This window comes from Burkholderiales bacterium (assembly GCA_035518095.1).
Classification (GTDB): Bacteria; Pseudomonadota; Gammaproteobacteria; order Burkholderiales; family JAHFRG01; genus JAHFRG01.
Genome location: DATIXX010000041.1, coordinates 146,095 through 158,298 on the forward strand (window position 1 = coordinate 146,095; position 12,204 = coordinate 158,298).

The 12,204-nt window shown below is 53.8% G+C and carries 11 protein-coding genes and 1 tRNA gene; all 12 read right to left on the bottom strand.

Annotated elements, in window-relative coordinates; all coding sequences use genetic code 11:
• Positions 1-715: 715 nt before the first annotated feature.
• Positions 716-1,960 (bottom strand): diaminopimelate decarboxylase, encoded by a 1,245-nt coding sequence (lysA, locus tag VLV32_07980; protein ID HUL41828.1) that lies wholly within the window; start codon positions 1,958-1,960, stop codon positions 716-718.
• A gap of 253 nt (positions 1,961-2,213) precedes the next feature.
• Positions 2,214-2,924 (bottom strand): lysophospholipid acyltransferase family protein, encoded by a 711-nt coding sequence (locus VLV32_07985; protein HUL41829.1) that lies wholly within the window; start codon positions 2,922-2,924, stop codon positions 2,214-2,216.
• A gap of 2 nt (positions 2,925-2,926) precedes the next feature.
• Positions 2,927-3,460, bottom strand: a complete 534-nt coding sequence (gene gmhB / locus VLV32_07990; GenBank protein ID HUL41830.1) for a D-glycero-beta-D-manno-heptose 1,7-bisphosphate 7-phosphatase — start codon at positions 3,458-3,460, stop codon at positions 2,927-2,929.
• Positions 3,457-5,547 (bottom strand): glycine--tRNA ligase subunit beta, encoded by a 2,091-nt coding sequence (gene glyS / locus VLV32_07995; protein HUL41831.1) that lies wholly within the window; start codon positions 5,545-5,547, stop codon positions 3,457-3,459. Before glyS ends, gmhB begins: the two co-directional genes overlap by 4 nt.
• 3 nt (positions 5,548-5,550) lie before the next feature.
• The gene (glyQ, locus tag VLV32_08000) at positions 5,551-6,453 is read right to left on the bottom strand and encodes a glycine--tRNA ligase subunit alpha (GenBank protein HUL41832.1); all 903 of its coding nucleotides are present in this window, start codon (positions 6,451-6,453) and stop codon (positions 5,551-5,553) included.
• Between the two features lie 39 nt (positions 6,454-6,492).
• Positions 6,493-8,004, bottom strand: a complete 1,512-nt coding sequence (gene lnt / locus VLV32_08005) for an apolipoprotein N-acyltransferase (protein HUL41833.1) — start codon at positions 8,002-8,004, stop codon at positions 6,493-6,495.
• A 3-nt stretch (positions 8,005-8,007) separates the two neighbouring features.
• Positions 8,008-8,859, bottom strand: coding sequence for a transporter associated domain-containing protein (locus tag VLV32_08010; protein HUL41834.1), 852 nt, complete (start codon positions 8,857-8,859; stop codon positions 8,008-8,010).
• An 18-nt stretch (positions 8,860-8,877) separates the two neighbouring features.
• The gene (gene ybeY / locus VLV32_08015) at positions 8,878-9,333 is read right to left on the bottom strand and encodes an rRNA maturation RNase YbeY (GenBank protein ID HUL41835.1); all 456 of its coding nucleotides are present in this window, start codon (positions 9,331-9,333) and stop codon (positions 8,878-8,880) included.
• Positions 9,330-10,253: a PhoH family protein gene (locus VLV32_08020; GenBank protein ID HUL41836.1), complete on the bottom strand. Its 924-nt coding sequence runs from the start codon at positions 10,251-10,253 to the stop codon at positions 9,330-9,332. Before VLV32_08020 ends, ybeY begins: the two co-directional genes overlap by 4 nt.
• Positions 10,254-10,292: 39 nt before the next feature.
• Entirely contained in the window at positions 10,293-11,621 is a 1,329-nt protein-coding gene (gene miaB / locus VLV32_08025) for a tRNA (N6-isopentenyl adenosine(37)-C2)-methylthiotransferase MiaB (protein ID HUL41837.1), read from the bottom strand.
• A 9-nt stretch (positions 11,622-11,630) separates the two neighbouring features.
• The gene (locus VLV32_08030) at positions 11,631-11,924 is read right to left on the bottom strand and encodes a hypothetical protein (protein HUL41838.1); all 294 of its coding nucleotides are present in this window, start codon (positions 11,922-11,924) and stop codon (positions 11,631-11,633) included.
• Between the two features lie 73 nt (positions 11,925-11,997).
• Positions 11,998-12,073: transfer RNA gene (locus VLV32_08035), tRNA-Met, on the bottom strand.
• Positions 12,074-12,204: the final 131 nt, after the last annotated feature.

Sequence of the window (12,204 nt, forward strand, 5' to 3'; positions counted from 1 at the left end):
GGCTGCGCCTTGCGTCGCGCATCACCTGGCGGAAAGCCGCCGTCACAACCGAGTTGCAGTTAATCAGAGTTTCCTTTAATTTCTCCGGCCAGTGCTTTTCTCAGCCGCTCCTTCTGTATCGCTCGTTTTGCCCGCTTAGTTTTTAGCCCATGCGCCCCGCCTTTCCTCATCAGCGGGTTAAGCACAACTGGATTGCGGGGTTTAAGCCGCACTTTGTGGCGCGATCTCATGCCGGGCAGACTCTGTATGGAAATCAGTATTTGGGGAGACAACGTGTGGAACCGGAAAGAATTCAGGCGGCCATAATGACCGCCTGCTTTGAAAAAAGGCTGATTTACGAGAAACCAGCCTTGTATTTCATTTTATATTCTTGTTAGATCTTTTTCTTTTTGGACTTCTTTGCCTTCTTTTTGGCTGCCATTTGCGACTCCTTTCAAGTTTTTTTCTAGTTTCTAACGCGCGGAGTATTTCTTCCGCACTCCCAAAGCATCGATATCATGTGAATTGCTAATTCTCTCGAAAAACCTGGCAAGAGAACGATAACGAATGCTCGGTGCACCAATTCTATTCCACTTTTTTAAAGAAACACAACATTTTTTTTAACTATTTTCATTTTTATTACCGTCGCGAGATTTCAAAATATCGTTCGAATTGATTTTCTCAGTCACATTAGCGCGCTTTCAAGAATTAATCTCACGCCTGCAACAATGCGCGCCTAGGAAAGCAGCATCTCAGCTGAAAAAAGCTGATCCGCTGTTTCTCGCCTGCGGATAAGGAAAGTTTTGTCATCATCGACCATTACTTCCGCAGCGCGCGGGCGGGAATTATAGTTCGAGCTCATGCTCATGCCATATGCGCCGGCCGACATTACCGCCAGCAGGTCGCCTTCAGCCAGTCCGAGCTTGCGGCCGCGTCCGATAAAGTCGGCGCTTTCGCACACCGGCCCGGCAATTTCGTACGTGCGCCGGATTCGGGACGACTGAGCGACCGGAAGAATGTCATGATAAGCGTTGTACAATGCAGGACGCTGCAAGTCGTTCATTGCGGCATCCACGATCGCGAAATATTTGCCGCGGTTGTGTTTGAGATACTCAACTCGGGTAAGCAGCACTCCCGCATGCCCGACCAGAGCGCGACCGGGCTCGATCAAGATTTTTTGTTGACGCTTTCCCAGCTTGGCCAACAGCGCGGCGGCGTATTCCGCGAAATTCGGCGGAGTTTCGTCATGGTAGCGGATTCCGAGCCCGCCACCGATATCAATGTGCTTGATTGAGATCCCCGCTTTTTCGAGTTTGTCGAGCAGGGCAAGGATTCTGTCGAGCGCATCTATAAAAGGGGCAACCTCGGTAATTTGCGAGCCAATATGGCAATCAATGCCGGATGCTTGAAGGTGGGTCAAGGATTCGGCCTTGCGGTACAAGGCAAGGGCGTCGGCGTAATCGACCCCGAATTTATTTTCCTTGAGTCCGGTGGCAATATACGGATGCGTCCTGGGGTCCACGTCCGGATTGATACGCAGGCTAAACGGTGCCTTTTTCCCGATTTTCCCTGCGACCTCGTTCAGTCTTATCAACTCACTTTCTGATTCGACATTAAAGCACAGAATATTTGCTTCGAGTGCCGCACGAATTTCCTCTGCACTCTTACCGACGCCCGAAAATACGACTTTGCGCGGATCGCCCTGTGCAGCCATGACGCGCCTGAGCTCGCCGCCGGATACGATATCGAAACCACTCCCCATGCGCGCAAACAAGTTGAGTACAGCGAGGTTGGAATTAGCTTTGACCGCGTAGCATATCATGTGCTCGCGTTTCTTGAACGCTTCGCTTAAGCCATTGAATGCGGAAATCAGCGCTGCCTTGGAGTATACGTAACACGGTGTGCCGAATTCAGTCGCGATGTCCGCCAGGCCCACGGCTTCGGCGTGCAGTTCTTTATTCTTATAAGAAAAGTATGTCACTGAGAGTGCGGCGCTTGCTGCTCGTCTGAATCCTGTTTCTGCGGTTTCTGGGGCTGCGGTGCCGGTTGAGGCTGCGCAGCGGGCGGTGTCTCCGGAAGGTAAAGCGCGCCTTTGTAGCCGCAACCCGAAAGCAATGCGACAAATAATATCAATGAGCGGAAACGCATAATGTGCTGTTGCGCTTGGAAAGACGAAATCTTAACACACGAGTGCCACGAATTAACGAGGTGAGACGCACCATAGCGGGAGTTGGTCACGAGGACGAAATGCGCGCCATTTCATTTTCAATCCACGATTCTACTTCGGCATTGATTTGGGCTGCTTTCATTCCGGCGGGCTTGATCGGCTTGCCGATGCTGACCGTGATGGTGCCGGGACGTTTGAGAAAAGCGTTTCTGCCCCACAATTCACCGGAGTTGAGCGCTACCGGCAGGACTGTTGCGCCACTACGGGCGGCAAGCCACGCGCCGCCGGGCTGGTATATGCCTTTGGTGCCTGCGCCCATTCGCGTCCCTTCCGGAAAAACGACGATCCAGAAACCTTGTTTGAGGCGCTCAATGCCCTGCTCCTCAATTTGCTTCAATGCCCGCGATCCAGCGCCGCGGTCGACGGCAATGGGCGAAAGCATGGCCAGCCCCCAGCCGAAAAAAGGGACCCGCAAAAGCTCCTTTTTAATAACATTCACCTGTGGCGGAAAAATCACCTGAAATGCGAGCGTTTCCCACGCTGATTGATGTTTGGACATAATAATGCAAGGTTTATTAGGAATATTCTCGATACCCTTGACGCGGTAGCGGATGCCGCAAATTACCCGCGACAATACAATAACGATCCGGGACCAGGATGTGATGACTCGATAACGGGTAACAGGATTAAAAGGGAACGTGCAAAGCGCAATGCAGTAGAAAATCGGGGTGATGAGTACTTGTATCAGCCCAAACAACAGCGAACGCAGAACGATCATGATCAGGCGGTAAGTGCCTGCGCCGCTTCCGCGAGATCGGAATATATCTGTGTATTCGCCGGCATACCGCCAGAGTCCCTGGTCTTTTTTCCCTTGCCGGTTAGGACTAGGATCGGCTGTGCACCGACTGCAGCCGCGGCCTGCAAATCACGCAGCCCGTCACCAATACACGGTATACCGGCAAGATTCGTATTAAACCGCTGCCCGATCTCCTGCATCATCCCGGTTTTAGGTTTGCGACAGGGGCAGCCGGTTTCTTGCGCATGCGGACAGAAAAAGACTGCGTCTATGCGGCCGCCGTACGGCATAAGTGCCTTATGCATCTTGTCGTGGATTGCGTTCAGCGTAATCATGTCAAAAAGTCCGCGTCCGATCCCGGACTGGTTGGTGCAAACCACCACATGATAATCAGACTGATTAAGGCGCGCGATTGCCTCGAGGCTCCCGGGAATCGGCTTCCACTCATCGGGACTCTTAATAAAGCCGGCGCTGTCGTGATTGATAACGCCGTCGCGGTCAAGTATGACAAGTTTCATTTTTCAATGGCGAGTTTAGAGATGTCGGCGATGCGATTCATTTTCTCCCGAAGATCCGCAAGTAGCGCAAGGCGATTGTGCCGCAATTCGGGTGAATCAACCATTACCATGACGCGATCGAAAAAAGCGTCCACGGGAGATTTGAGAATCGCGAATGTCTTCAAATAACCAGTGAAATCGCCTTGCTTGAAAAGCGAATCAGCTTGCTCCGATGTAGTTTTAAGCGCATCAAATAGCGCTTTCTCTGCAGGTTCCTGTAGCAAACTCTCTTTGGCATTTGCGAAGGATTCGCCGCGAGCCCCGGCCTGTTTGAGAATGTTCACCACGCGTTTGTTTGCGGCAGCAAGGCTTTGTGCTTCGGGCAGCGCATTAAAAGCGTGCACTGCCTCGATTACTCGAAGAGTCTGATTGATTGCAACTTGATGCCGATCCACGACTGACGCGACTTCCAGCGGCGAATACCCCCGTTCCTTCAGGTATCCCGCAAGGCGTTCAAAGATGAATAATTGGAGGTCAGTGTGCGCATCTCCAACGCGCCCATTGTAGCTCGCAAAAGCTGCATTGATTAATTCCTGCAAAGAAAGCGGGAGATCTCGTTCAATCAATATCCGCACTACTCCAAGTGCCGCCCGACGCAACCCAAACGGATCTTTCTCTCCTGTCGGAACCTGATCAATGCCGAACAGACCCGCCATTGAATCGAGTTTATCCGCAAGCGCGACCGCGCAGGCCACCAGGCCATCGGGCAATCTGTCACCGGCAAATCGTGGCCGGTAGTGCGCTTCAATGGCATCCGCTACCGTTTTCGGCTCGCCGTCGTGCAATGCATAGTAACGCCCCATCACGCCCTGCAGTTCGGGAAACTCGCCAACCATTTCGGTGAGCAGATCGGCCTTCGCCAGCCAGGCTGCGCGTTCAGAGAGCGCCACGTCCGTCTTGAGGTCGCGTGCGATCCGCCCGGCAATCAACTGAACCCGCTCGGTCCGCTCGAGTTGACTGCCGAGCTTGCTGTGGTATACGACCTGAGCAAGAAGCGGCACGCGTTCCTCGAGCAGGGATTTTCGGTCCTGGTCATAAAAGAATTTCGCATCCGATAGTCGCGCGTTCAGGACGCGCTCGTTGCCATGAATGATATTTTCGGGACTGGCGGTCTGGAGATTACTCACCATCAAGAAGCGCGGCAAGAGCTTGCCCGCTTTGTCTGCAAGCGGGAAATACCTTTGGTGCTGCTTCATGGAAAGCTCCAGGCACTCCTGCGGCAATTCCAGAAACGACTTGTCAAAGGCACCTGAGTAAACCACCGGCCACTCAACAAGCGCAGTGACCTCGTCCAGCAGTGCATCATCTGAGACGGTTTTTCCGTCGGCAGCTTTCTTCTCCAACTCGGCGCAAATGCGCTCTTTACGCTTGGCGAAGGATGCGATTACCGAACCTTTTTCTTCAAGCACGGCTTCGTATTGATCGGCGCAGGGAATTTTAATTTTGCCACTACTCAGAAAACGGTGTCCCAGTGTGTAATTACGGCTTTCAAGGCCCCAAATTTTGCCTCCGATAATGCGCCTGCCGTGCATCATCACCAGTCCATGAATAGGACGCGCGAACAGCGTTTCGCAATTGCCCCAGCGCATTAGCTTCTGAACGGGTAGCACCTTCAGCGCTTCCTCAACCTTTTGTGCGAGGACATCGTCCAGCACTGCACCGGCTCTCATGTAACTTGCGAGCCACTTTTCTCCATCCGACGTTGGAATCTTCTCCAACAAATCGACGGGAACGCCCAATTTTCTCGCAAATCCTTTGGCTGCTTCCACGCCGGCGCTTACCAATGGACCGGATGTTTTGCCGGATAGATCACTTGCCTGGTTGAGCACACCTTTAATCAATACTGCAAGACGTCTTGGCGTCGCGAAGCATTGCGGGTTAGCTACAAATGGGCGAGGCAACAGGTTAACCCCTTCTAGGCCCGCGGCAAGTGCATCACGAAACTTCTCGGCTAATCGCTGCTGCGACTTCGGCGGCAACTCTTCGGTGAAGAGCTCGACCAGAAGACTCTGCGCCCCGGTATTTTTTACTGCCCTCTTTTTTGGCATCGTCTAAGCCCGGGCTCTCTTTTTCGTCGCTTGTGGCTGCTTCTGCATCGGGAAGCCGAGCTTCTCGCGCGATTCGTAATACGCTTGCGCCACCAAACGGGCGAGTGCGCGAACGCGGGCGATGTAAGCTGCTCGCTCCGTGACCGAAATCGCGCCCCGCGCATCCAGCAAGTTGAAGGCATGCGAGCACTTGAGCATCATTTCATACGCAGGGAGCACGCAATGGGCCTCGATCAGCCGTTTCGCTTCAGCCTCGAACTGGCCGAAATGCTGGAACAGCATCTCGGTATTGGCGAGTTCAAAGTTGTATTTTGACTGCTCGACTTCATTCTGGTGGTAGATGCTGCCGTAAGTAATGCCATCTACCCAGATGAGATCGAACACGCTTTCCTTGTCCTGGAGATGCATCGCGAGCCGCTCGAGTCCATAGGTGAGCTCGCCCAGCACCGGCTTGCAATCGAGTCCACCGACCTGCTGAAAGTAAGTGAACTGCGTAATCTCCATTCCGTTGAGCCATACTTCCCAGCCGAGTCCCGCTGCACCGAGCGTAGGCGACTCCCAATCGTCCTCGACGAAACGGACATCGTTCTTTTTGGGATTAATGCCGAGTGCCACAAGCGATTTTAGATAGACATCTTGGATATCATCGGGCGAGGGTTTCAGAACGACTTGGTACTGGTAGTAATGCTGCAAACGGTTTGGATTATCGCCGTAACGGCCGTCCTTGGGCCTGCGCGATGGCTGCACATATGCAGCTTTCCACGGCTCCGGCCCTATCGCTCGCAAAAAAGTAGCGGTGTGGAACGTGCCGGCGCCGACTTCCATATCATAAGGCTGCAATAGGACACAACCCTGTTTGTCCCAGTATTGCTGCAACTTCAAGATGATTTGCTGGAAAGTGATCATGCAAGGCAAAACCCGCGCGGTTAGCGGATTTTACTGGTTTTAACGGGCTCGAGAAAGCAAACGGCGCGAACGCAAGAGATACGAGGCAATTGCCAGCACGCAGATTAGCAGCACTGCATCATTACCCCAAATCACATATGGCGTAGCACCGGAATATCCCTGCACCTCTCCTTGCAGCGTTGCGGTAGTGAACAGCGGCAATCGGCTCAAAACTTTTCCTCGAGCATTAATTATCGCTGTCACCCCCGTATTGGTGGAACGAACCATGTAGCGGCCGGTCTCCAGAGCCCGTGTTTGCGAAATTTGCAAGTGCTGCCGGGGCGCGATTGATCTCCCGAACCACGCATCGTTGCTGAAGTTGGCCAACAGAGTCGCTCGCGGCAACTGGCGAATGACCTCCTCACCGAAGGCATCTTCGTAGCAAATATTCACCGCCACTTTCTGGCCCGCCACGTTGAGCGGCCGCTGGTCCGGGCTGCCCCGCGAAAAATCGAGCAGCGGGATTCGCAGCACATCCAGCAGCCAGCCGAAAACCGGACGCAACGGGATGAATTCGCCGAACGGCACCAAATGTGACTTTCGGTACGTTTGCGTGGGCGAACTGCCAAAACTCAGTACGCTGTTGTAGTAATGGTCCTCATCGGTGCGCTCGGGCAAGCCGATCAACACATCGCCATCAAGTTTCTTCGCATGTGCTGCGAGCTTTTCCAGATAAATTTTGGGCACATCACGGTAAAACAGCGGGAACGCTGTTTCCGGTAGGACGATGAGGCGCCCGGTGCTTTCGTCGACCAGTCTGCGATAGGTTTCCAGCGTATCGACCAGCTGGTCCTCGCGCCATTTTATTTCTTGCGGAATATTGCCTTGTAACAGGCTTACTTCAAGTGTGCCGCCGCTAGGTTGCGTCCACTCGACTTGCTTGAGACCAAAACCCGCGAGCCATATTGCAGCGAGCAATAATGCGGATCTTTTCCTGAGCGCGCGTTCCGCGACCATAAGGTAAAGTAACCCAGCGCTCAGCGCGCAAAAATACGATATCCCGAATACACCGAGTACAGGCGCATAGCCCGCAAGCGGGCTCGATGGAACCTGGGAGTAACCCATGGTGAGCCATGGAAAGCCGGTAAAAGCCCAGCTCCGGACCCATTCCAGCAATACCCAGATTGCGGGAAACAGCAAAAGATTCTTTGACACCGGCGACGCCTTTATCGGAGCAAGACATGCGCCGGCCAGAGCGGTATATAGAGCGAGAATGGCGCAAAATAAAAAGGTCGCGATTGCTGCGAGCCAAACTGGCAGGGCGCCGTAATCATGCAGACTGATATAGACCCAGCTGGTACCGAACCCGAAAACACCCAAGCCGAAGGAGAACCCAACGACGAACGCGGCCAAGCGCTGGTTCTGTTCTTTCCATAAATAAAGAAGCAGTGCCAGCGAGACTACCGGGAGCGGAAACAGATAAAAAGGCGCAAACCCCAAAACCCCAACTGCGCCCAATGCGAATCCGACAATTGCTTTCCCGGGCACAGACTGGGGAAGCTGGAAATTCAACGCTTAGTCCTTGGTCGCGGCAGGGTTGGATGTGGCAGCGCTCAGCTTTTGCACCAACAGGTAATGAATCCTGCGGCTGTCGGCGCGCAGCACCCGAAAGTCTAGGTTGTCTATGTTGATATGGTCGCCGCGTTTTGGCAGGCGGCCAAAACGGCTAATCACCAGGCCACCAATGGTATCGTGTTCTTCGTCACTAAGCTTGGATCCGAGGGCGGCGTTGAAATCGGCGATCTCGGTCACCGCCTTGACGCGGAAGCGGCCGCTTCGCTCCTGGATAATGTTGTCCTCGGTCTCGTCAAAGTCGTACTCATCCTCGATTTCGCCGACGATCTGCTCCAACACATCTTCAATCGTTACCAGCCCCGCAACACCACCGTATTCATCCGCGACGATGGCGATGTGGTTACGGTTGCTTCGGAAATCCTTAAGCAGAACGTTTAGGCGTTTGGATTCGGGGACAAACACTGCCGGCCGCAACATCTCGCGTACGTTGAATTCCTTTTCCGCATAATAGCGCAGCAAATCCTTGGCGAGCAGAATACCGACGACATCGTCCTTGTTTTCACCGATGACCGGGAACCGGGAGTGGGCGGTTTCAATTACGAACGGGATAAATTTCTCGGGGGGATCGCTGATATCTATGATGTCCATCTGCGAGCGCGGAATCATGATGTCGCGCACTTGCATTTCCGAGACCTGCATGACGCCCTCTATCATGGAGAGTGCGTCGGCATCCAGCAGGTTACGTTCGTATGCAGAACGCAGCAGCTCAACCAGCTGCTGCCGGTCTTCCGGCTCGCGCATCAGGAGCGCGCCGAGGCGCTCAAGCAATTTCGGTTTTGTGACTTCGTTCATGCCAGCACCGCTAACGTCTCAATCCTGCCGCCCATAGGGATCGGGAAATCCCAGTCCGGAGATGATTTGTGCCTCCATTTTTTCCATTCTCTGCGCCTCGGTTTTACGATGATGGTCATAGCCTTGCAGGTGCAGTACACCGTGCACTACAAGATGTGCGTAGCGCGCTTTCACGCTGACGCCATGCTCGCGCGCCGCGCGCTTAACCACCGGCGCGCACAGTGCGATATCGCCTGAAAGCGGCCGCCGGGCGGCGTAGGTAAAGGTCAATACGTCGGTCGCGTAATCCCTGCCGAGGAAATCCCGGTTGAGCGCCCGGCCTTCTTTTTCGCCGACAATGCGCAGGGTGATTTGCGCCGGTTGCTTGAGTGCCGCTAGGGTCCATTTGCGCAATTGCCGCCGGCTGGGAAGGTTATCACCGCGCACCGCATATTGCACCGCCAGATCGAGATCGTTTTTGGATTTTGCCTTCATTCGTTCTTTTTTTCGTGTTCCTCGTAGGCGTTGACGATCTTTTGGACAAGCGGATGCCGCACCACGTCCTCGGACAGGAAAAAAGTAAACGCGATCCCGCGCACCTTTTCGAGAACCTGTCGCGCTTCCACCAACCCGCTTTTCTGCCCGCGCCCCAGATCAATTTGCGTGACGTCCCCGGTAATCACGGCCTTGGTGCCGAAGCCAATCCGGGTCAGAAACATTTTCATCTGCTCGGGGGTGGTATTCTGCGCTTCGTCGAGAATGATAAATGAGTGATTAAGCGTGCGCCCGCGCATGTAGGCCAAAGGTGCGATTTCGATGGCTCCGCGCTCAAACAGCTTGCCGACTTTTTCGAATCCCATAAGGTCATAGAGCGCGTCGTACAGCGGTCGCAGATACGGGTCCACTTTTTGAGCCATGTCGCCAGGCAGAAACCCAAGGCGTTCGCCGGCTTCGACTGCAGGGCGCACCAGAACAATGCGCTTTACCGTATCGCGCTCTAATGCGTCTGCCGCGGAAGCGACCGCCAGGAAGGTTTTGCCGGTTCCTGCCGGGCCGATACTAAAAGTGATATCGTATTCCTGCATCTGGCGCAAATACTGGACTTGCCGCGGAGTTCTGCCATGCAAATCCTGACGCCGGGTAAGCAGCACGGGCACCTCTTCGTTCCGAGCTAGGGCGATGTTTGGGTTGGTTACTTCGATCAGCCCAAGCTGGACTTCCTCAAGGGAGAGGTTTTGCGTCGCTTTGCCGTAAAAACTCTGCAGTGCTTCGGCCGCAAGACGCGTTTGTTTCGGGTTGCCGTGTAGCGAGAAATTTTCGCCGTGCCTTGCAATGCTCACGTCCAGCGCCGCTTCAATCTGCTTCAAGTTTTCGTCCAGCGTCCCGCACAGGTTGGACAGGCGCTGATTGTCCACCGGGGTAAAAGAGATTGTGACGGACTGCGATTTCAACGTTTAATTTACAACAACATCGCCGCGCAGCGAATGACGCAGTGCCGCGGTGATGGTGACATCCGCAAAACTTCCGATCAAGCTGTGCTGACCCGCAAAATTGACCACACGGTTATTCTCAGTGCGGCCGGACAACTCATGCTGATTTTTCTTCGAGTGCCCATCGACCAGCACACGCTGCGTCGTGCCGACCATGCTGCGGCTATTCGCCTGTGCCAAGGCCTCAATTTTTTCCTGCAAACGCGCCAAGCGCGCAAGCTTTGTTTCCTCCGCCACCTGCTCCGGCAATTCTGCTGCCGGCGTACCGGGACGCGGGCTGTAGGCAAAGCTGAAACTGGAATCAAAACCCACTTCATCCACCAGCTTCAAAGTGGCGGTGAAGTCGTCTTCGGTCTCGCCGGGAAAACCCACAATGAAATCCGATGATAGAGAAATCTGCGGGCGCACTTTGCGCAGTCTGCGGACGATGGATTTGTATTCGAGCACCGTGTAGCCGCGCTTCATTGCCGCGAGGATGCGATCTGATCCGGTTTGCACCGGCAGATGCACGTGACTCGCCAGCTTGGCAATCCTGCCGTAGGCGTGGATCAGCCGTTGGGTGAATTCCAGCGGGTGCGAGGTGGTATAGCGCAGGCGTTCGATTCCCGGGATTTCAGCGAGATATTCCAGCAGAAGCGCTAAATCGGCGATTTCACCGTCGCTCATCATACCGCGGTACGCATTTACATTCTGCCCTAAGAGCGTGATTTCTTTAACACCGTGCACAGCCAGCTCCGCCACTTCCGCAAGCACGTCGTCAAACGGACGCGATACTTCTTCGCCGCGAGTGTAGGGCACGACACAGAAACTGCAATATTTACTGCAACCTTCCATAATGGAAACAAAAGCGCGTGGCCCCTCAGTCCTGGCGGCCGGCAAATGATCAAATTTCTCGATTTCAGGAAACGAAATGTCGATCTGCGGCTTGCCGGTCAAGCGCCGTTCGTCCAGCAACCGCGGAAGGCGGTGCAACGTCTGAGGGCCGAACACCACATCCACATAGGGCGCGCGTCTGACGATTGCAGCGCCCTCCTGGCTAGCAACACAGCCGCCGACCCCGATCAGCAGTTCCGGATTGCGCTGTTTAAGATGCTTCCAGCGCCCCAGGTAGTGAAACACCTTTTCCTGCGCCTTTTCGCGCACTGAGCACGTATTAAGAAGAATCACATCCGCATTTTCCGGTTGCGGGGTTGTTTCCAGGCCTTGCGTTGCAAGCAGTATCTCCGCCATTTTCGCGGAGTCATACTCGTTCATCTGGCAGCCGAAGGTTTTGATATAAAGTTTTTTTGCCACGCCGTTGCCTTATTTATTCAAATTCGCGACTTCTTCGGGCGTCAATATCCACATCTCGTGAAGATCTCCGTTACTGTCGACGCTATAAAGCACGGTGGCTTTACGCGGCAGGTAATTGGGTAAAATGATGCGGTTATTTTGATCGAAAATCAGCGAGCCCGGAGCAAGATGAAGCTTTTTGTCTCCAATAATCACATAGGGATAGCTGCTCGCGGTAAGTTCGCCCAAAACACCGTTCTGAGGCAGGAGGCGTCCGGCTAAAGCGCAAAGCTGGAATGCAAGCAATAAAGCTGCGCCAAGCAAGATTCTATAGAACGCTCGTTTTGCTATCAATCGGACCGAACTTTCAGTGCCAAAGGCATTGATTCATGGTAATTGGTGGCGAATCAGGGATTTGAACCCCGGACCAAAGGATTATGATTCCTCTGCTCTAACCACTGAGCTAATTCGCCAGACTGAAACCAAGTATTTTCTTAGTCCGGGTTGCAATTTGTCAAGATTAATAAAGGCTTGTGAAACGTCGGTGAATCCAAGAGCGTTGCGTTAGTGAACCCAAGAGCGCTGCGGAGACTCATGATAACAT